This is a genomic window from Vibrio sp. B181a (genome assembly GCF_030248375.1).
GTDB lineage: Bacteria > Pseudomonadota > Gammaproteobacteria > Enterobacterales > Vibrionaceae > Vibrio > Vibrio campbellii.
Genome location: NZ_JAHGAD010000011.1, coordinates 32,393 through 51,947 on the forward strand (window position 1 = coordinate 32,393; position 19,555 = coordinate 51,947).

General features: G+C 46.5%; 20 protein-coding genes. 13 read left to right on the forward strand and 7 right to left on the reverse strand.

From position 1 onward, the window contains the following. Positions 1-17: 17 nt before the first annotated feature. From KIO97_RS05725 to pfkA, 3 genes are all read left to right on the forward strand, one after another. A complete protein-coding gene (locus tag KIO97_RS05725) occupies positions 18-527 on the forward strand; it encodes a CpxP family protein (protein WP_285381441.1) in 510 nt (169 codons plus the stop codon). A 123-nt stretch (positions 528-650) separates the two neighbouring features. Further along, positions 651-1,559 carry a CDF family cation-efflux transporter FieF gene (gene fieF, locus KIO97_RS05730; protein ID WP_285381443.1) on the forward strand — a complete coding sequence of 303 codons (909 nt, stop codon included), beginning with the start codon at positions 651-653 and terminating at the stop codon, positions 1,557-1,559. 285 nt (positions 1,560-1,844) lie between these two features. Continuing rightward, positions 1,845-2,807, forward strand: coding sequence for a 6-phosphofructokinase (pfkA, locus tag KIO97_RS05735; protein ID WP_005425040.1), 963 nt, complete (start codon positions 1,845-1,847; stop codon positions 2,805-2,807). Positions 2,808-2,895: 88 nt separating this feature from the next. Here pfkA and KIO97_RS05740 read toward each other — a convergent pair whose 3' ends face one another. Beyond that, positions 2,896-4,275 (reverse strand): MATE family efflux transporter, encoded by a 1,380-nt coding sequence (locus tag KIO97_RS05740; RefSeq protein WP_050905328.1) that lies wholly within the window; start codon positions 4,273-4,275, stop codon positions 2,896-2,898. Between the two features lie 229 nt (positions 4,276-4,504). Between KIO97_RS05740 and KIO97_RS05745 the strand changes: the two genes are divergently transcribed. The 3 genes from KIO97_RS05745 to KIO97_RS05755 all read left to right on the forward strand — a co-directional run bounded on the left by KIO97_RS05745 (position 4,505) and on the right by KIO97_RS05755 (position 7,557). Next, on the forward strand, positions 4,505-4,795 hold the full coding sequence (locus KIO97_RS05745) for a co-chaperone GroES (protein WP_005381516.1): 291 nt from the start codon (positions 4,505-4,507) through the stop codon (positions 4,793-4,795). Positions 4,796-4,869: 74 nt separating this feature from the next. Further along, positions 4,870-6,516 carry a chaperonin GroEL gene (gene groL / locus KIO97_RS05750; RefSeq protein WP_005425042.1) on the forward strand — a complete coding sequence of 549 codons (1,647 nt, stop codon included), beginning with the start codon at positions 4,870-4,872 and terminating at the stop codon, positions 6,514-6,516. 477 nt (positions 6,517-6,993) lie between these two features. Continuing rightward, positions 6,994-7,557: a VC2662 family protein gene (locus KIO97_RS05755; protein WP_005425048.1), complete on the forward strand. Its 564-nt coding sequence runs from the start codon at positions 6,994-6,996 to the stop codon at positions 7,555-7,557. Between the two features lie 96 nt (positions 7,558-7,653). Here KIO97_RS05755 and KIO97_RS05760 read toward each other — a convergent pair whose 3' ends face one another. Both KIO97_RS05760 and epmB read right to left on the reverse strand, forming a co-directional pair. Further along, the gene (locus KIO97_RS05760; protein ID WP_285381446.1) at positions 7,654-8,151 is read right to left on the reverse strand and encodes an MgtC/SapB family protein; all 498 of its coding nucleotides are present in this window, start codon (positions 8,149-8,151) and stop codon (positions 7,654-7,656) included. A gap of 94 nt (positions 8,152-8,245) precedes the next feature. After that, the gene (gene epmB, locus KIO97_RS05765) at positions 8,246-9,268 is read right to left on the reverse strand and encodes an EF-P beta-lysylation protein EpmB (RefSeq protein WP_285381448.1); all 1,023 of its coding nucleotides are present in this window, start codon (positions 9,266-9,268) and stop codon (positions 8,246-8,248) included. A 32-nt stretch (positions 9,269-9,300) separates the two neighbouring features. Here epmB and efp point away from each other — a divergent pair, with 32 nt between their 5' ends. The 3 genes from efp to KIO97_RS05780 all read left to right on the forward strand — a co-directional run bounded on the left by efp (position 9,301) and on the right by KIO97_RS05780 (position 12,469). Further along, positions 9,301-9,867, forward strand: coding sequence for an elongation factor P (gene efp / locus KIO97_RS05770; protein ID WP_005425036.1), 567 nt, complete (start codon positions 9,301-9,303; stop codon positions 9,865-9,867). A 271-nt stretch (positions 9,868-10,138) separates the two neighbouring features. Then, complete coding sequence (locus tag KIO97_RS05775; protein WP_005425046.1) at positions 10,139-11,542, forward strand: SPFH domain-containing protein; 1,404 nt, start codon at positions 10,139-10,141, stop codon at positions 11,540-11,542. Positions 11,543-11,785: 243 nt separating this feature from the next. Continuing rightward, positions 11,786-12,469, forward strand: a complete 684-nt coding sequence (locus KIO97_RS05780; RefSeq protein WP_005425037.1) for a nitroreductase family protein — start codon at positions 11,786-11,788, stop codon at positions 12,467-12,469. A gap of 92 nt (positions 12,470-12,561) precedes the next feature. Here the strand turns inward: KIO97_RS05780 and frdD are convergent, their stop codons facing one another. From frdD to frdA, 4 genes are read right to left on the reverse strand one after another with little or no spacing between them, the layout of a single operon-like run. Further along, positions 12,562-12,939, reverse strand: coding sequence for a fumarate reductase subunit FrdD (frdD, locus tag KIO97_RS05785; RefSeq protein ID WP_005425034.1), 378 nt, complete (start codon positions 12,937-12,939; stop codon positions 12,562-12,564). Positions 12,940-12,951: 12 nt separating this feature from the next. After that, a complete protein-coding gene (frdC, locus tag KIO97_RS05790) occupies positions 12,952-13,335 on the reverse strand; it encodes a fumarate reductase subunit FrdC (protein ID WP_005425044.1) in 384 nt (127 codons plus the stop codon). 2 nt (positions 13,336-13,337) lie between these two features. Then, positions 13,338-14,096, reverse strand: coding sequence for a succinate dehydrogenase/fumarate reductase iron-sulfur subunit (locus KIO97_RS05795; RefSeq protein ID WP_005425032.1), 759 nt, complete (start codon positions 14,094-14,096; stop codon positions 13,338-13,340). Further along, complete coding sequence (gene frdA, locus KIO97_RS05800) at positions 14,096-15,916, reverse strand: fumarate reductase (quinol) flavoprotein subunit (RefSeq protein WP_285381450.1); 1,821 nt, start codon at positions 15,914-15,916, stop codon at positions 14,096-14,098. Before frdA ends, KIO97_RS05795 begins: the two co-directional genes overlap by 1 nt. A gap of 449 nt (positions 15,917-16,365) precedes the next feature. Between frdA and epmA the strand changes: the two genes are divergently transcribed. From epmA to KIO97_RS05820, 4 genes are all read left to right on the forward strand, one after another. Beyond that, entirely contained in the window at positions 16,366-17,337 is a 972-nt protein-coding gene (gene epmA / locus KIO97_RS05805) for an elongation factor P--(R)-beta-lysine ligase (RefSeq protein WP_285381452.1), read from the forward strand. Positions 17,338-17,346: 9 nt separating this feature from the next. Then, entirely contained in the window at positions 17,347-17,721 is a 375-nt protein-coding gene (locus KIO97_RS05810; protein WP_285381454.1) for a VanZ family protein, read from the forward strand. A gap of 21 nt (positions 17,722-17,742) precedes the next feature. Beyond that, complete coding sequence (locus KIO97_RS05815; protein ID WP_005425015.1) at positions 17,743-18,378, forward strand: TetR/AcrR family transcriptional regulator; 636 nt, start codon at positions 17,743-17,745, stop codon at positions 18,376-18,378. A 186-nt stretch (positions 18,379-18,564) separates the two neighbouring features. Then, positions 18,565-19,521: a DHH family phosphoesterase gene (locus KIO97_RS05820; RefSeq protein ID WP_285381455.1), complete on the forward strand. Its 957-nt coding sequence runs from the start codon at positions 18,565-18,567 to the stop codon at positions 19,519-19,521. The last annotated feature ends 34 nt before the right edge of the window (positions 19,522-19,555 follow it).

Genomic DNA, 19,555 nt, shown 5'->3' on the forward strand with positions numbered 1-19,555 from the left:
GTGTAAGGAATCTCATTATGAAAACTGCAAAGAAATTAGTACTAGCGGCTGTTGTTCTACCTCTAACTTTAGGTACAGCGAGTGCATTCGCATTCGGCGGTAAAGACCACAAAGGTGGCCATGGAGACTGCGGTAAAGGTATGGATCGTGGCATTATGCGTCAACTAGACCTAACGGATGCACAAAAAGACCAACTAAAAGAAATGCGTGAAGCAAACAAAGCAGAAATGAAAGCGAAATTCGCGGATGGTAAAGAAGCACGTATGGCTGAGCGTCAAGCGCACCACGAAAAGGTTCAAGCGCTATTATTGGCTGATAACTTTGATGAAGCCGCAGCGAATGACCTAGCAAAAGAGATGGTTGAGAAACAGACAGAACGCCGCGTTGCGATGCTAGAGAAGAAGCACCAAATGCTGAGTGTTCTGACTCCTGAGCAAAAAACAAAATACGTTGAGCTACAGAAAGAACGTCATCAAGAGTGTGGTGAGAAGTTCAAAAAGCTTACTAAGAAGCACCATGAAAGCTAATTGCTAATAAATCAAATGAAAGAGGTAGCCAGAGTGCTGCCTCTTTTTGATCTTGGCGATTTCATACTCATTACATGATTCTCAAGGTATACTCAAAACAAGGTTTGAGTTAACTATTTGATTATGAAACAGCAATACGCACGTTTAGTCACGACGGCTGCTTGGACGGCTACTATTGTCGCGACACTTCTTTTGATTGTTAAAGTCATCACTTGGTGGGTCACTGGCTCGGTCAGTCTACTTGCATCCTTAATCGACTCGATGCTGGATATCGCGGCTTCGGTAGTAAACCTTATTGTGGTGCGCTATTCCTTACAACCTGCCGACAGAGAGCATACATTTGGTCACGGTAAAGCAGAGTCTTTAGCGGCCTTGGCGCAAGCCATGTTTATCTCGGGTTCTGCCGTGTTCTTGATTCTTAATGGTATCGAACGCTTCTTCCGTCCACATGAACTCAACGCTCCAGAGCTCGGTGTTTACGTCTCTCTATTCGCTATGGTGGTGACCTTTGGACTTGTGATGTTCCAAAAGCATGTCGTGCGCGTCACGGGCAGTCAGGCGATCGCCGCCGACTCGCTGCATTACCAAACTGACTTGTATATGAATGGCGCCATTATGGTGGCATTGGGTCTAAGCTACTTTGGTGCCACTCAAGCCGATGCTGTTTTCGCGATTGGTATTGGTATCTTTATTTTGTACAGCGCTTTCAAGATGGTCAGCGAAGCGATTCAGACCTTGTTAGACAGAAAATTGCCTGATGAAGAACTAGAACAAATCCGCTCAGAGTGCTTGAAAGTGAATGGGGTATTAGGTGTGCATCAGTTGCGTACGCGTATGTCTGGTCCAACGCGTTTTATCCAGTTACACCTAGAATTAGATGACAATTTACGTTTGATCGAAGCACATCATATTGCCGATAAAGTAGAAGACAATTTGCTGGCTCTTTTCCCTGAGGCGGACGTATTGATCCACCAAGATCCATTATCGGTTGTGTTTGGGCCAGAGAAAGAGCAGAAGGCGCAAGATTGGTAGCGGTCGAAAAATCAGACGGTGTCTGACGACAAACAGGCGCTTATTGGCTATCTTTCCATCACTACTTATTAAGAATCGTGATCCTGATGTGAATCAACGAAGTTGCAAAGAGAAACTGTAATACTCTTACATAAGTAGAAAAGTTACATAAAAAAGTGTGTTTTCATTGGTATTCCTGTAGAGGAAATGTAACATAACGCACAGTTCTGGATTATGCAGGTTGCTTGGTAACAAGGGGCCTAGAAGAAAATTAAATAAATTGATTGCCAAAGATCGAGGGTGAGCATGATTAAGAAGATCGGTGTTTTAACAAGTGGCGGTGACGCACCTGGTATGAACGCTGCAGTACGCGGCGTAGTTCGTACAGCACTATCTGAGGGATTGGAAGTTTACGGTGTTTACGATGGCTACCTAGGTCTATACGAGGGCCGCATCGAGAAGCTAGATCGTTCTAGCGTTTCAGATGTGATCAACAAAGGTGGTACATTCCTAGGCTCTGCTCGCTTCCCTGAATTCAAGGAAGTGGAAGTACGCGAACAAGCGATTGAGAACCTGAAAAAACACGGTATCGATGCACTAGTTGTTATCGGTGGTGACGGTTCTTACATGGGTGCTAAGAAACTGACTGAAATGGGTTACCCATGTATCGGTCTACCAGGCACAATCGATAACGACATCGCAGGTACAGATTACACAATCGGTTACCTAACAGCACTAAACACAGTTATCGATGCAATCGACCGTCTACGCGACACGTCTTCTTCTCACCAGCGTATTTCTATCGTAGAAATCATGGGTCGTCACTGTGGTGACCTGACTCTGATGTCTGCAATCGCAGGTGGCTGTGAGTACATCATTACTCCAGAAACAGGCCTAGATAAAGAGAAGCTAATCAGCAACATTCAAGATGGCATCTCGAAAGGTAAGAAACACGCAATCATCGCGCTAACTGAGCTGATGATGGATGCAAACGAACTAGCGAAAGAGATTGAAGCGGCGACAGGTCGTGAAACTCGCGCAACGGTTCTTGGCCACATCCAGCGTGGTGGTCGTCCAACAGCATTCGACCGTGTTTTAGCATCTCGCATGGGTAACTACGCCGTTCACCTACTGATGGAAGGCCACGGCGGCCGTTGTGTTGGTATCGTGAAAGAGCAATTGGTTCACCACGACATCATTGATGCAATCGAGAACATGAAGCGTCCAGTACGCAACGACCTATACCAAGTTGCTGAAGAGCTATTCTAAGCTCGCTTGATAAAGTCAAAATCAAAAAAAACCGCGGTCATCCGCGGTTTTTTATTATCTAACATTCAGTTAGGTTGGCGTTTCTGGATTAAGAACCTGATGGTTCAGTTAATGCTAAGCGACGCTCACGTAGAGCGAACAGATAACCCAGTAATCCACCCAGTATGTTGCCCAGTGCAATACCAATAAATAAACCTTCGATGCTGTACAGTTGGCTGCCAATCCATGCCGCAGGCAAAGTGAAGACAAATAAGCGCATAAAGCTCCATTGGAAGGCTCGCAGCGGTTTGTGCATCGCGTTATAGCCACTGACTAACATCATCACAATGCCTTGGAAACCATAGCTAAATGGCACGACTAAAAGGTAATGCCACAGCAAGTCTTTTACTGCCGTTTCTTGGGAGAACAGCGCGGCGAGAGGAATACTGAGAGGCACCATCATCAAGAAGATAAAGCCTTGAAACACCACCGCAAAGCGCATACTGAGGAACCAGCCTGCGAATGCTCTTGCAGGGTTATTGGCACCAAAGTTTTGCGCCATAAACGGGGTGAGTGCAGAGGTAAGGGACATCAGCACCAGAATCAAAATTGACTCAATACGCTGCGCCGCGCCATAAGCGGCCACCGCTGCGGTACCGTGACTGGAAAGTATCATCATCAGAATTGCCCCAGAGAGTGGCGTCATGGCATTCGATAGGGCGGCGGGTGTGCCTATCTTAAGTGTTTGCTGCCAGTCTTGTTTGATGAGCGACCATTGCGGTGCGGCAAGCAGTTTTTCGCGTTTGATCAATACATAGAAAGAACCGCATAACGCACCAAACCAACTGAATGCACTAGCAATCGCGGCGCCTTGAATGCCGAGCTCAGGGAAAGGGCCATAGCCAAAGATCAGTAAAGGGTCGAGAATGCCGTTAATCAGCCCTGCGAGCATCATGATCTTCGCAGGAGTTTTGGTGTCACCTGTGGCTCGAATGGCACTGTTGCCCGCCATTGGAATCACTAACAGAGGAATGGTCAAATACCAAACCTGCATATACTGCTCAATCAGTGGGATGGAGTCTTCTTTTGCGCCTAGGAAGCTAAACAAAGGTTCGATAGTAAAGAAGCCCAATGTCGAAGCGATAGTGACTAGAGCAACGGCAAGCAGTAAGCCATGACTGGTAAAGCGAGCGGCTTGGGAAGATTGCCCTTGGCCAAGTAAGCGGCCGATATTGGTCGACAGGCCCATCCCAATGCCCATGGTGATGCAGTTCACCGCAAAGGTGACTGGGAAGGTATAACTGATCGCCGCCAGCGCTTCGGTACCCAATAGCGAGATGAAAAAGGTATCGACCAAGTTAAACATCAAAATCGCGATCATGCCCATCGTCATCGGGATGGTCATTTTGCGTAATGTGTCGGGAATGGGCGCGGTCAGCAAACCATGTTTGTCTTGGGCCTGATTGTCCGGCTTGTTCTTTTCCAGCATTTTTGATGTCTATCTGGTGAGGGAAGTGCAAGGATACAAGAAAGCCGTTGCCTCGGCGAGTGAGCATTTCGCGCGCAAACCGTTGCTTGGCTGCTGGTTATTTTAACTAAGTCACAAAAAATTCACGTCTACCCCTTGGGATCGCTGGGTTTGCCCCTTATATACAGATCACGTGCCCCAGAGCGGGCAATTATCAAATAAACATGGAAACTTTCAGGAGAGACGACCGATGAACATTCGTCCATTACATGACCGAGTTATCGTAGAACGTAAAGAAGTTGAATCAAAGTCAGCGGGTGGCATCGTTCTAACTGGTTCTGCTGCGGAAAAATCGACACGTGGTGTTGTTCTAGCTGTAGGTAAAGGCCGCATCCTAGAAAACGGCACAGTGCTACCATTGGACGTTAAAGTTGGTGATACCGTTATCTTCGCTGAAGGCTACGGCACTAAGACTGAAAAAATCGACGGTAAAGAAGTGCTAGTAATGTCTGAAAACGACATCATGGCGATCGTTGAGTAATAGCAATCATTGAGTAATTTTTTGCTCAGATTCAAAAACGAAATCGAAAACAGAATTTAGAAAGGAAATCAAAGATGGCTGCTAAAGACGTTAAATTTGGTAATGACGCACGAGTTAAAATGCTAGAAGGCGTAAACGTTCTAGCTGACGCAGTAAAAGTAACACTGGGTCCTAAAGGTCGTAACGTAGTTCTAGACAAATCTTTTGGTGCACCAACGATCACTAAAGATGGTGTATCAGTAGCGCGTGAAATTGAACTGGAAGACAAATTCCAGAACATGGGCGCACAAATGGTTAAAGAAGTTGCGTCTAAAGCAAACGACGCAGCGGGTGACGGTACAACAACAGCAACCGTACTAGCGCAAGCAATCGTAAACGAAGGTCTAAAAGCAGTTGCAGCGGGTATGAACCCAATGGACCTTAAGCGCGGTATCGACAAAGCAGTTATCGCAGCGGTTGAGCAACTAAAAGAGCTATCTGTTGAGTGTAACGACACTAAAGCAATCGCACAGGTTGGTACTATCTCTGCGAACTCTGACTCAAGCGTAGGTAACATCATTGCTGAAGCAATGGAAAAAGTTGGCCGCGACGGTGTTATCACTGTTGAAGAAGGTCAAGCACTACAAGATGAGCTAGACGTAGTAGAAGGTATGCAGTTCGACCGCGGTTACCTATCTCCTTACTTCATCAACAACCAAGAAGCAGGCAGCGTTGAGCTAGAAAACCCATTCATCCTTCTGATCGATAAGAAAGTATCGAACATCCGTGAACTTCTTCCAGCACTAGAAGCAGTAGCAAAAGCATCTCGCCCACTACTGATCATCGCTGAAGACGTAGAAGGTGAAGCACTAGCAACACTAGTTGTGAACAACATGCGTGGCATCGTTAAAGTAGCAGCAGTAAAAGCACCTGGTTTCGGTGACCGTCGTAAAGCAATGCTACAAGACATCGCTATCCTAACGGGCGGTATCGTGATTTCTGAAGAAGTGGGTCTAGAGCTAGAAAAAGTAGCACTAGAAGACCTAGGTCAAGCGAAGCGCGTTGCAATCACAAAAGAAAACACAACCATCATCGATGGCATGGGTGAAGAAGCAATGATCCAAGGTCGTGTTGCTCAAATCCGTCAGCAAATCGAAGATGCAACTTCAGACTACGACAAAGAGAAACTACAAGAGCGCGTTGCTAAGCTAGCAGGCGGTGTTGCAGTAATCAAAGTTGGTGCAGCAACTGAAGTTGAAATGAAAGAGAAGAAAGACCGCGTAGAAGACGCACTACACGCGACTCGCGCAGCGGTTGAAGAAGGCGTAGTTGCTGGTGGTGGTGTTGCGCTGATCCGCGCTGCATCTAAGATTGTTGACCTAGAAGGCGACAACGAAGAGCAAAACGTTGGTATCCGCGTTGCACTACGTGCAATGGAAGCACCAATCCGTCAAATCACGAAGAACGCAGGCGACGAAGAGTCAGTAGTAGCGAACAACGTGAAAGCGGGTGAAGGTTCTTACGGCTACAACGCCGCAACAGGCGAATACGGCGACATGCTAGAGATGGGTATCCTTGATCCAACTAAAGTAACTCGTAGCGCACTACAATTCGCAGCATCAGTAGCAGGTCTAATGATCACAACTGAAGCGATGGTTACTGACCTACCACAAAAAGATGGCGCAGGTATGCCTGACATGGGTGGTATGGGCGGTATGGGTGGTATGGGCGGCATGATGTAATTTGCTGCTTGTCTTGTCACTCTAACGCCTGATAGCGGCATCGAAAGTGCTCATTTACGTGCGTAAACTCCGCGCTTTCTCTTTGCTCTAAGACGTTATAGCTTAAAGACAACCGACCAAACCAAACTATTAAGCCGAGGTGAATGCCTCGGTTTTTTTGTATCTGCGTTTTTGGTGTGAGAAAGGAAAGTAGGTGCTAGAGGTGGTCAATCTCCACTTTTGCTTCCAAATATGAAATTTTATCCCTTTATTTACTAAGTGTAATTGTGTGAGTGAAATTGGTTTAAAAATACGCAATTGTGTGGCTATTGTGCGCAAATGGTCAGGGAAAAAGCAGAAAAATAAGTTTGGTGAATTAATTGCTTTATTCTTCAAGCGGTTAAATATGACTTCCAGCTAACATTTATCGAGATAAAGTGGAGCAAAATCTGTACATTACACTATGTTGTAAATTAACAATCCCCAATGGAGATGAAAATGAAAAAGCTAATGACGTCACTGGCTGTTGCAGCCGCTATTGCTTCACCTGTTGCCCTTGCTGACAGCACGCCAGTTATGTTCTCGACTATCGATAACACTAACGCACCTTCTAACTCTTCTGTTGGTGGTGTTCGTCTTGCGGTTCTTCACGGTCAAGTGAACGAAGTGAAAGGTGTCGACTTCTCTCTACTAGGTATGTCTGAAACAGACCGCACAACGGGTGTTAACTTCGGCCTTTTCTTTGGTGCGTCTAAAGTAAACCAAGAAATGAAAGGTGTTTCTCTAGGTCTATTCAACTGGAACCAAGGCCAAACTACGGGTCTTAACCTAGGTGCGGTAAACGTGACTAACAACGTTGAAGGTCTAAACTGGAGTGCTGTGAACTACTCTGAAGGTTACACAATGGCAGACATCGGTCTGGCAAGTATCTCTAAAAAATCTAACTTCCAGCTAGGTTTCTTCAACATGACAGACCAAATCGACGGCGTTCAAATTGGTCTTCTAAACTGTGCGGACAACGGCTTCTTCAAGTGTTTCCCAATCGTGAACTTCGCTAAATAATCAGCGAGCTTCGCCAAAAGTTAAGTAACCTTCCTAACTTAACGCCAGATACAAAAAGACCCCAGCATGATGTTGGGGTCTTTTTTATTGAGCTGCCTATTTGATTAAACGCGTTGATGTTTTTCGTTGCTGCATTTTCTGGTGCACACCACGACGTAGCGCTTTGACCCGATTTTCGGCTCGGTCCACGCCGAGCAAAACGGTCAGTGCCAATACGGTAATGATGATCGACTGCGATAAGTAACCTAAACCAATCATCAAGCCCAATCCTGCCAATACCCAAATCACGGCTGCAGAAGTTACGCCATGGATTTTGCCGTCTTGAGTCATCATCACACCGGCACCTAAAAAGCCAACACCCGTGATGATTTGACCCAACACGCGAGCTTGATCTAATGTATTTGGCGAGAGCGATACCGCCATTGACATAAATAGGTAAGTACCTGAGATAACTAAAATTGCGGTACGAATACCAACGGGTTTACCTCGTGTCTGACGTTCTATACCGATCATCAAACCATTGATAGCACAGCAAAGTAATGCCGCCCAACTGAATGGGCCAAGATCGAAATAGTGTTCAAAAGTTGTTTGCATCTTAACCTCCAAATTTGCGGAGTATGCATAGATAAGACCGTTCGATCGAACAAAAGCTTTTGCTCGTAACGACAACCTTTATACGGCTAGCAACTTACTCTAGATGCAGATCCAGAGGTGTTTTACTTGGACGACCGCCAATTTCACGGGTTAGCTTAGGTACTAGGTAACCGGAAACTCGCGTGACCACACCACGCATGATTGTTTTGGCTTCTTCATCGGAAATAAAGTAGTGCGCCGCACCTTGGACTTTATCTAATACGTGCAAGTAGTAAGGCAAAATGCCCGCATCAAACAAGGCTTCGTTTAATGCAACTTGTGCTTCAATGCTGCTGTTGACGTCTTTAAGCAATACGGCTTGGTTTAGCAATGTCACTCCGGCTTGCTTAAGTTTCGCCATTTGAGCGGTAAATTCAGCGTTGATTTCGTTAGCGTGGTTGATGTGCGTCACCAACACGATTTGCAGACGAGAAGCGCGAAGTAGTTGGCATAGCTCATCAGTGATACGAGCAGGAATCACCACTGGCAAACGGCTGTGAATACGCAAGCGTTTGATGTGTGGGATTTGTGCGATGTGCTCTAATAACCAGTGGATCTCATCGTCTTTTGCCATCAAGGGATCGCCACCAGAGAAGATCACTTCGTTAAGCTCTGGTTGCTGCGCCATGTACTCTAAGCACTTTGTCCATGCTTGCTTGCCGCTTTTATTCTCTTGATAAGGGAAGTGACGACGGAAGCAGTAACGGCAATTCACCGCGCAGCCACCTTTCACGATCATCAAGGCGCGGTTGCGGTATTTGTGCAGCAAGCCTGGGATGTCGTTGTCTTGTTCTTCCAAAGGATCATTGGAATAGCCTTCATGGACCTCAAACTCTTCGCTCAAAGGTAAAACTTGGCGCAAAAGTGGATCGTAAGGATTGCCTTTTTCCATCCTATCGACAAAACTTTGCGGTACACGCTGTGCAAACAGCTTGCGTGCAGCAAACCCGTCTTGCCATGGCGATGGATCTATTTCCAACATTTCCAGCAATTTTGCAGGATCAGAGATCCCATTCGCTAACTGTTTGAGCCAGTTTTGCTCAACAGATTCGACTTTTCGGGTTATTATGTGCGGCATTGAATTTAGCTCTAAGAATGTAAGAGGAAAAAATGGCTACAGTTAGCACCAATGAATTTAAAGGCGGCCTTAAGTTAATGCTTGATAACGAGCCTTGTGTAATTCTGGAAAACGAATACGTTAAACCAGGTAAAGGCCAAGCGTTCAACCGCGTTAAAATTCGTAAACTTCTTTCTGGTAAAGTGCTAGAGAAAACATTCAAGTCTGGTGACACTTGTGAAGTGGCAGACGTAATGGATATCGACCTAGATTATCTATATTCAGACGGCGAATTCTACCACTTTATGAACAACGAAACTTTCGAGCAGATCGCTGCAGACGCGAAAGCAGTTGGCGACAACGCTAAGTGGTTGGTAGAAAACAACACTTGTATGATCACGCTTTGGAACGGTAACCCAATTACTGTGACTCCACCAAACTTCGTTGAGCTAGAAGTTACAGATACAGATCCAGGCCTAAAAGGTGATACTCAAGGTACTGGTGGTAAACCAGCGACGCTATCAACTGGCGCTGTTGTACGTGTTCCACTATTCATCGCAATTGGTGAAGTGATCAAAGTTGATACTCGTACTGCTGAATACGTAGGTCGTGTGAAGTAATTCACCCAAACGTACTCGATGAAAAAGGTCGCTTCGGCGGCCTTTTTTATTACCTGTCATTCTCCTCACCCTCATCCCTACCGTCAAAAATCGATATCTGCCGCAAATTATCGGTGATTTTGTATTATTCGTAAAAATCTTATTAATTCCATGAATCTTTCGATTATTTCTTAATGTCACAATTTGATACATTAGTCCTCGTTGTCAGAGAGTTGCATAGCAATTTGATTTTTATCGATTTAACTCAATGACAACCCAAAAGGAGAACAAAATGGAAAGCAGAGGCTTAGGACGAGGTTTAAAAGTGGAAGAGAGACGTCAGTTACTACATAAAGGATTGAAAGCAGCCGTATTTGGTATTCCGCTGCTGGCAATCGGCTTAACGATTAATAGCTCAGTGCTGATGACCGATGCGGGTTACAGCTATGTGCACCAGAACAACATTACCGGTGAATTGGACGTATTCACGGAGCCGGGCATTCATTTTCGTATGCCGTTTTTGTCCAAAATCACCAAGTATGACCAAGTGATCACCGTGTCATTTGGTAACAGTAAGGGCGAGGATTTTTATCAACGCCTTGATGCAGTGCAGGTTCGCTTTGCCGATACCTATATTGGTCAGATCCCAGTGACATTCCGCTTCAAGCTCAGCAATGACCCTGAAGCGGTTAAGAAGATGCATAAAGAGTTCCGTAACAACAGCAACCTTATCGATGCACTGCTGGTGAAGAACGCGCGTAATGTGACGGTGATTACCGCAACCCAGTACACGGGTGAAGAGTTCTTCCAAGGTGGTTTGAACCAGTTCAAATCCAAATTGGGTGACCAGCTGCGTGAAGGTATTTATCTGACTGAACGTCGTCAGGTCGAAGTGGAAGAGCTAGACCTTGCTCCAGTAGGCGCGAATCAGTCGAACGCGAACCAACTGCAACGTACTAACCAATTGGTGTGGAAAACGGTTCCGGTTGTGGATGGAACGGGGCAACCAATCCGACAGGATAACCCGCTACAGCAATACGGTATTCAAGTGACGCAGGTGACCATCGGTGACCCGCAGCCAGAGAAACAGCTTGATCAGTTGTTGGCAGATAAGAAGCGTCTAGTTGCCGACCGTATTCGTGCGATTCAGGAGCAAGAGACCTCCAAAGCACAAGCAGAGACTGAGCAGTTACGTAAAGAGATTCAACGTACTCGTGAAGTACAAGATGCTCAGCGTAGCAAAGAGCTCGCGATCATCGCACAGCAAAAAGAAGTCGAAGTTGCGCGTCAAATTGCGGAGCGTGAAATTGTTGAAGTAGAGAAAACTAAGCGACTGGCTGAGGTGGAGAAAGAGAAAGAGCTAGCAGTAGCGGAAGCTAACCTAGCGATTCAAAAAGCCAATGCTTTGTCTGCGGAATTTGAAGCAAAAGCGATTCTTGAAAAAGGTCGTGCAGAAGCGGAAGTCTTGAAAGCGAAGTATGCGGCACTGGGTGCAAACCGAGAAGTGTACTTGGCAGAGTTGAACCGAGATGTGGCGAACTCGCTGTATAACAACCTGCAAAACTTCCAAGTGCAGATGCCACAAAACTACATCGGTGGTGGTGAAGAAACAGGTCTTAAAACCAACCTTGATGTCATTACTGGCTTTGGCGCATTGGGCTTAATGGACCAAACCAAGAAGGTCACACAGCAATAAGATCATGGGTGGTCAAAAGCTAAAAAAGCAAAAAGATCATGGGTGACCAAAAGCTCTGACAACTGTACAAATCAGAGTAATGCAGAGGCTGATACGTGTTATCGGCCTCTCTTTTTTGTTGGTTATCTATTGCTGAATATTTGCGCTTTATCTCAATATCACATTGATTTTAAGAAGATAAAAAGGCGAGGGTGAAATTTGTGGCTATAGTAAATCGACACCCAACAAGCGCAAGGAAGCACTATGTCGAATCAAGAACAACATCACCCACTCAATGATTTTGTTGAATACCCACCACAAGAAATGGCAGCAAGAGCTGTACATAATCTTGAGCAACTTCAACGCCGTCATTCCATTCGCAGTTTCTCTGATCGTCCAGTGGCGAAAGAAGTGATTGAGCACTGCATTCGAGCAGCAGGTACAGCTCCGAGTGGGGCAAACCATCAGCCTTGGCATTTTGTTGCGATTAACTGTGCGGAAGTGAAAGGGCAGATCCGCCAAGCCGCTGAAGAATTAGAACGTTCTTTCTATGAAGGTCGAGCTGGGCAAGAATGGTTAGATGCACTGAAGCCACTCGGTACCAATGCCAGTAAGCCTTATCTAGAAAAAGCACCGTGGTTGATTGCGGTGTTTTCGCAGAAGAAGGGCGGCATGAGTAACGATGGGGAACAAACTAACTATTACGTGCACGAGTCAGTCGGGATTGCCACAGGCTTTTTACTTCAAGCACTGCACAATGCAGGTTTGGGGACGTTGACACACACGCCAAAGCCGATGAGCTTCTTGAGTAAGATTTGTGGGCGAGACAACGATGTCGATCGTCCATATATGTTGATTGTGACCGGTTATCCGGAAGAAGACGCAACCATTCCAGAACATGCAATGCACAAAAAGTCACTGGATGAAATCGCGACCTTTATTGAATAGTGTCTAAAACGAATAGCGCTGACGATAAACACAAATAACAGGCAATAAAAAAGCTGGCGAGGTGCCAGCTTTTTTCATTTTCCGTCAGCGTCTTAAATCATGAAGATAAAGACAACAGCCAGTGCAGAGATAAGACCTGCAAATGCGTAACATGCGATCTTACCTACCACACCTGTGTGGAATTTAAGGTCGTGCATGCCGTGGTGTACACGGTGCATTGCATGCCACATTGGCAACGCTAGCGTACCGATGATGAACAGTGCGCCAATGATGCTAGTTGCGAATTCAGACACGCGCTCGTAGCTCATTGCTTCTGCATCAATCACACCTAGTGGAACTAGGATGCCGAGTACGAGTACCGTGATTGGCGTGATCATTGCGAACCAAGTACCACCGGCACCAAATAGACCCCACCAGATTGGCTCATCAGAACGTTTCGGTGCTGTATTAACACTATAATTCGGTTTCATTACTCAAGCTCCTTACATCACGATGAGAACGATCAGTGAGATGAACGCAACTGCTGCCCACTGAGTCAGAACGATGATTTTCTTATCCACTGGTTTGCCTTTCAGACGAATTGGCATAACTTGTGGCATCATGCTGAAGAAAGTTTGTGCGTGGAATAGGCTACCTAGTAGTGCAACGATGTTGATCGCTACCACGATAGGGTTTGCCATGAACTCCAACCAACCTTGCCAAGCTTCTGGGCCTTTCACTAGTGAACCTAGACCGAAAGTCAGGAAGATAGTGAATAGGATAAGAGGAAGCACAGTTGCTTCACGTAGCATGTAGAAGCGGTAGAAAGGATGGTTCTTCCACCAAGTGCGTTTTACTTCACGAACGTAAGGTTTACGGTTGCTCATCCTTATGCCTCCACTTTTTTCGGTGAACCATCAGGTTTCAACATAGCAATTACGAAGTCCATAGAAGACTCTACTTTGCCTTGGTTTACTGCCGCTGCAGGATCTACGCTCTTCGGACAAACTTCAGAACAGTAACCTACGAATGTACAACCCCAAGCGCCGTTTTCACCATTGATCAGCTTCATGCGCTCATCTTTACCGTTGTCACGGCTGTCTAGGTTGTAACGGTGTGCCAGAGTCAGCGCTGCAGGACCGATGAACTCAGGGTTCAAACCGAACTGAGGACACGCTGCGTAGCAAAGACCACAGTTAATACAGCCAGCAAACTGCTTGTATTTCGCCATTTGCTCAGGCGTTTGCAGGTTTGTGCCGTCTTCTGGTTTGCGGTCGTTACCAATGATGTAAGGTTTGATAGCTTCTAGGCGCTCGATGAACGGCGTCATATCAACGATCAAGTCTTTCTCGATTGGGAAGTTTGCTAGTGGCTCGATAGTCACGCCATTCGGGTAATCACGTAGGAAGCTTTTACAAGCTAGCTTAGGCACGTTGTTTACCATGATGCCGCAAGAACCACAGATCGCCATGCGACAAGACCAGCGGTAAGACAGATCTTTATCTAGGTGATCTTTGATGTAGCCAAGCGCATCAAGCACAGACATGGTTTCATCAAATGGAACTTCGAATGTTTGCGTGTATGGTTCCGCGTCCTTCTCAGGGTCGTAACGCAGAATGTCTACTTTTTGAATGCGGTTTGATGACATTATGCTTGCTCCTCTGCCTTCTTCGCTTCTGCTTCAGCGGCTTTTTCTGCTGCTGCTGCTTTCTCTGCTGCTTCACCGTATAGACGGGCTTTAGGCTGAGATTTAGTGATCTTCACGTTGCTGTAGTCGATGCTTGGTGCAGCATCTTCTTGGAAGAAAGCGAGTGAGTGTTTTAGGAAGTTCTCGTCATCACGTTCAGTGCAACCGTCGTCTAGACGTTGGTGCGCACCACGAGATTCTTTACGCAGGATTGCAGAGTGAACCATCGCTTCTGCGACTTCTAGACCGTAGCCCACTTCAATAGCGTATAGAAGGTCAGTGTTGAACACTTTGCCTTTGTCTTTGATGCTGATTTTCTTGTAACGCTCTTTCAGCTCAGTGATCTTTTCAATCGTTGCTTGCATCAAATCTTCTTGGCGGTAGATACCACAACCTGCTTCCATGGTGTGACCCATTTCAGTACGGATATCTGCCCAGTTTTCATCACCTTCTTGGTTCATTAGAGCAGCAATGCGGTCTTCAACTGCTTTCACCTGAGTCGCGATAGACTCTTCGTTCCAGCCTTTGAATTCTGCCGCGCGTTTCACCGCTTGTTCACCTGCAACGCGACCGAATACTACGAACTCAGCCAGTGAGTTAGAACCTAGACGGTTTGCACCGTGAAGACCAACAGACGCACATTCGCCAACCGCGAATAGACCTTTAATACGAGTTTCACATTCGCCGTTGGTTTCAATACCACCCATGGTGTAGTGAACCGTTGGACGAATTGGAATTGGCTCTTTTGCAGGGTCAACGTTCACGTAAGCTTTCGCTAGCTCACAGATGAACGGTAGACGCTCTTGTAGGTACTCTTCACCTAGGTGGCGAAGGTCTAGATGCACTACATCACCAAGAGGGTGTTTAATGGTGTTGCCTTTCTGTTGTTCGTGCCAGAAAGCTTGAGAAACTTTGTCACGTGGACCAAGTTCCATGTATTTGTTCTTAGGTTGACCCACTGGAGTTTCTGGGCCCATGCCGTAGTCTTGTAGGTAACGGTAGCCGTCTTTATTGACGATGATACCGCCTTCACCACGACAACCTTCAGTCATCAGGATACCTGTGCCAGGAAGACCTGTTGGGTGGTACTGAACGAATTCCATATCACGTAGAGGAACGCCGTGACGGTAAGCCATCGCCATGCCGTCGCCCGTTACGATACCGCCGTTGGTGTTACAGTGGTAAACGCGACCTGCGCCACCTGTTGCTAGTACGACAGACTTCGCCTTAATCGTTACTAGTTCACCTTCAGACATGTGGATTGCAATCAGACCTTGTACTTCACCTTCATCAACAAGCAAGTCAACAACAAAGTACTCATCAAAGCGCTTGATGTTGTCGTACTTCATCGACGTCTGGAATAGTGTGTGAAGCATGTGGAAGCCAGTTTTATCTGCAGCGAACCAAGTACGTTCAACCTTCATACCACCAAAGCGGCGTACGTTGACTTCACCGTTCTCTCTACGACTCCATGGGCAACCCCATTGCTCCATTTGGATCATTTCGCGAGTCGCGTTCTCTACAAAGTATTCAACAACGTCCTGTTCACATAGCCAGTCACCACCGCCAACAGTGTCGTTGAAGTGGTTGTCTAAGCTATCTTCATCCTTGATAACTGCTGCTGAGCCACCTTCTGCAGCAACCGTGTGGGAGCGCATTGGGTAAACTTTAGAAATAAGTGCTACTTCTAAGTCCGGGTTTGCTTCAGCCGCTGCAATAGCAGTACGAAGACCAGCGCCGCCTGCGCCGATGACTGCGATATCTGTGGTGATAATTTGCACAGTTATCCTCCAGTGTGTGATTGCGGAAATCCGCTTGTTATTGTGAGTGTGAGGGAAGGGTTTTAAGGCAATCCCTCAAAAGTAGTAGGGTTAGTGTAGGGGAGCCTTATGGCAGAAAAATTGATGTATTTGGGTTTTTTCTCCGGTAATGCACACAAGAGCATAGAAATTCTAGGTTATGTGACTGCTATCACGGCACGAAACGGTTGAGGCATAAACGTAAACTCGGTCAATGTTACATAGGTGTTGCGCGACATTACCCTCATTGATAATAGGATTAATTGTGAGTGTTTTTTGTACTGTGGAACGTGAAATACTTGCTTCAATTTTAATCGAGTTTTATTCGTATTTAGACGGATGAAATTAAGATGAATCCCCTATCGATGAACTAGGCAAAGCGTGCCAAAATTGCTATTTTCCTCGCTCACTAATGTATTGAGAGTCTTGTTATGCAAACGACCTGGCAACCTACCGCTTCTATGGAACAACTTCGTCAACGTGCTGCGTTGATCACCGCTATTCGTCAATTTTTTGCCGAGCGACAGGTGATGGAAGTTGACACGCCAGCCATGAGCCACGCCACGGTGACCGACATTCATTTGCATACCTTCCAAACCGAGTTTGTTGGACCGGGCTATGCCGATGGCAGCAAACTGTTCTTTATGACCAGCCCTGAATTCCATATGAAGCGCCTGCTAGCAGCGGGCAGCGGCTGTATCTACCAAATCAACAAAGCGTTTCGTAACGAAGAGAATGGTCGTTATCACAACCCCGAGTTCACTATGCTGGAGTGGTACCGGATTGGTTTTGATCATCATAAGTTGATGGATGAGATGGATAACCTGCTTCAACTGGTGCTGAAGTGTGGCGCGGCAGAACGTATGACTTACCAGCAAGCTTTTATTGATGTGCTAGGCGTGTGCCCATTAGAAGGCTCGATGCAAGACCTAAAAGTGGTCGCGGCTAAGCTAGGGCTAAGTGACATTGCCGAGCCTGAAGAGGATCGCGATACCTTGCTGCAACTACTGTTCAGCATTGGTGTCGAAGCCAAGATCGGTCAGCAAGTGCCAGCATTTGTTTATGACTTCCCTGCATCGCAGGCGGCGCTGGCCAAGATCAACCCGCAAGACAACCGAGTGGCGGATCGCTTTGAGGTGTACTTCAAAGGTATTGAGTTGGCGAACGGCTTCCACGAGTTGGATAACCCGAAAGAGCAATTGGCGCGTTTTGAACAAGATAATGCTAAGCGTCTGGAAATGGGCTTGAAGCCACAGCCGATTGATTACCACTTGATCGGCGCATTAGAGGCGGGCTTACCAGAGTGCGCAGGCGTGGCGCTCGGCGTTGATCGCCTGATCATGTTGGCATTGGGTTGTGACCATATCGATCAAGTGACCGCTTTCCCATTCCCTATTGCTTAAGGATTGACGATGAACCAGACCGCTGCCCGTTTAGTATTGCTTAGCTACGCGACATTAATAACGTACTTGTCTTTGAGTTCAGGAGAGTTGCAAGATTGGGGTAACATTGCTTACTTGGACAAGATGCAGCATGCGATGGCATACAGTGGTTTTGGTTTCTTGGCAGGCTTCTGTGTCGCAAATTGGCGTCAGCGTTGGATTGTGGCACTGAGTATTCTGTTATTCAGTGCTGTGATTGAAGTTTTACAAGGTTATGTGGGGCGCCAAACGTCTTGGCACGACTTGATTGCGAACTCGATTGGCATTCTAACTGGTCTGCTATGTTACCGTATTTGGAGCCTCTATCGACCTAGGTTGGTGAAGTCGCTATACTCGATTCGATAATGAAGAGGGAATACGATAACCATGAAAACGCGCGACAAAATCGTCTATGCCGCACTGGAGCTGTTCAACCAACATGGTGAGCGCAATATCACAACCAATCACATTGCTGACCATATTGAAATTAGCCCAGGCAACCTTTACTACCACTTCCGCAACAAGCAAGAGATTGTGCGTGAGATCTTCGCGCTTTACTCTGCGGAATTGCTAGAACGCTTTACCCCAATTCAAGGTTCTCAAGAGAGCCTGACCATGCTGAAAAGCTACCTCGACTCGATCTTCACTTTGATGTGGAAGTACCGTTTTTTCTACGCGAACCTTCCAGAAATCCTTTCTCGAGACGAGCAACTGCATGATGAATACATTGATGTTCAAGAGAAGTTGCAAGCCAACCTCATTGCAATCATGCAAGAGTTTGTGTCTTTGAAGCTGTTGAGTGTTGATCAAGAGCAGCTAAAATCACTGGTTTGTACACTGCACCTTATCGCGTGTAGTTGGTTAGCTTACCAATCGGCGATGTCACCAAAGACTCAAATCACTGAGCAAATGGTGAAACAAGGCATGCTGCAAATGCTTAACGTCGTTAAGCCAGTGGCGACCGAGCAGGGTATGGAGCAATTGCTGCTGCTTGAAGAAGCGGTGAGCCGACTGCACAGTTAATACTATTTTCCCTCCTTATTAAATCTAGAAAATGAGAGTATGGCTCTACGCTTAAAGTTTAGAGCACAGCTCTCATTTTCAGCTCCTTCCTTGAGTTGACTTGCTGTGTTCATTTCGCACAATAGGATTCATACACCCTAAAAGCATCCGTTGGGGTATGACTCTCGATAAAGGAACTATCGTTCAATGAACTACGACATTTTTAATGGCGATGCCGACGGCATCATCGCATTGCTGCAATTGCGTTTGGCGGACCCTATTGGCGCTGAATTGGTGACGGGCGTAAAGCGCGACATCAAGCTGGTGGAAAAAGTGGAAGTGCAAGCGGGTGATGAGCTAACAGTGTTGGATATTTCAATGGAAAAGAACATGGTAGGTCTGGAGCAAGCTTTGGCTCAAGGCGCGCATGTTTTTTACGCCGATCATCATAAAGCGGGAGAGATTCCTCAACACGGAAATTTGGACGCGCACATCGACCTTGATGCCAATATGTGTACCGCTTTGATTGTCGACCAGTTGCTGGAAGGGCGATTCCATACTTGGGCGATCACTGCGGCTTATGGCGATAACTTGATTGCTAAAGCCGATGCGTTGGCAGATAAAGCTGGACTCAGCGCAGAGCAAAAAGCGCAGTTAAAAGAACTTGGTACACTGATTAACTACAACGGTTACGGTTCTAAAGTCGATGACCTTCATTTCCACCCGGCGGATTTGTACCAAGCGTTAAAGCAATACGTTTCACCATTCGATGCGATTGCAGATAAAGCCTCACCTTACTACCAATTGCAATCGGCTTATCAGCAAGATATGGATGCGGCACTCGCCGTCCCTGCGACTCATGAAAGCGCTAAGCTTAAGTTGTTTGAATTGCCAAACAATGCGGCATCACGCCGAATCAGTGGTGTTTATGGCAACTGGCTTGCAAACCAAAATCCAGACTCTGCACATGCGGTGTTAACGGAAAATGCCGATGGTACTTACACCGTTTCTCTTCGTGCCCCGCTGAATAACAAGCAAGGTGCCGTGGCGGTGTGTGGGCAGTTTCCAACGGGCGGTGGTCGAGAAGCCGCTGCGGGCATCAATGCATTAAGCAAAGACGATGTCAGTGCTTTCATCGACGCAGTAGAGACTTACTACGCCTAGCATTGTTCTGAATGCGAATACGATAAAGGAGCCG

Coding starts and splice junctions, on each gene's coding strand:
- pfkA (WP_005425040.1), top strand. CDS start 1,845: ATGATTAAGAAGATCGGTGTTTTAACAAGTGGCGGTGACGCACCTGGT.
- epmA (WP_285381452.1), top strand. CDS start 16,366: ATGCAAACGACCTGGCAACCTACCGCTTCTATGGAACAACTTCGTCAA.
- frdC (WP_005425044.1), bottom strand. CDS start 13,335: ATGAGCAACCGTAAACCTTACGTTCGTGAAGTAAAACGCACTTGGTGG.
- groL (WP_005425042.1), top strand. CDS start 4,870: ATGGCTGCTAAAGACGTTAAATTTGGTAATGACGCACGAGTTAAAATG.
- KIO97_RS05740 (WP_050905328.1), bottom strand. CDS start 4,275: ATGCTGGAAAAGAACAAGCCGGACAATCAGGCCCAAGACAAACATGGT.
- fieF (WP_285381443.1), top strand. CDS start 651: ATGAAACAGCAATACGCACGTTTAGTCACGACGGCTGCTTGGACGGCT.
- frdD (WP_005425034.1), bottom strand. CDS start 12,939: ATGAAACCGAATTATAGTGTTAATACAGCACCGAAACGTTCTGATGAG.
- KIO97_RS05725 (WP_285381441.1), top strand. CDS start 18: ATGAAAACTGCAAAGAAATTAGTACTAGCGGCTGTTGTTCTACCTCTA.
- KIO97_RS05795 (WP_005425032.1), bottom strand. CDS start 14,096: ATGTCATCAAACCGCATTCAAAAAGTAGACATTCTGCGTTACGACCCT.
- KIO97_RS05810 (WP_285381454.1), top strand. CDS start 17,347: ATGAACCAGACCGCTGCCCGTTTAGTATTGCTTAGCTACGCGACATTA.
- KIO97_RS05745 (WP_005381516.1), top strand. CDS start 4,505: ATGAACATTCGTCCATTACATGACCGAGTTATCGTAGAACGTAAAGAA.
- KIO97_RS05780 (WP_005425037.1), top strand. CDS start 11,786: ATGTCGAATCAAGAACAACATCACCCACTCAATGATTTTGTTGAATAC.
- KIO97_RS05755 (WP_005425048.1), top strand. CDS start 6,994: ATGAAAAAGCTAATGACGTCACTGGCTGTTGCAGCCGCTATTGCTTCA.
- KIO97_RS05775 (WP_005425046.1), top strand. CDS start 10,139: ATGGAAAGCAGAGGCTTAGGACGAGGTTTAAAAGTGGAAGAGAGACGT.
- KIO97_RS05760 (WP_285381446.1), bottom strand. CDS start 8,151: ATGCAAACAACTTTTGAACACTATTTCGATCTTGGCCCATTCAGTTGG.
- KIO97_RS05820 (WP_285381455.1), top strand. CDS start 18,565: ATGAACTACGACATTTTTAATGGCGATGCCGACGGCATCATCGCATTG.
- efp (WP_005425036.1), top strand. CDS start 9,301: ATGGCTACAGTTAGCACCAATGAATTTAAAGGCGGCCTTAAGTTAATG.
- epmB (WP_285381448.1), bottom strand. CDS start 9,268: ATGCCGCACATAATAACCCGAAAAGTCGAATCTGTTGAGCAAAACTGG.
- KIO97_RS05815 (WP_005425015.1), top strand. CDS start 17,743: ATGAAAACGCGCGACAAAATCGTCTATGCCGCACTGGAGCTGTTCAAC.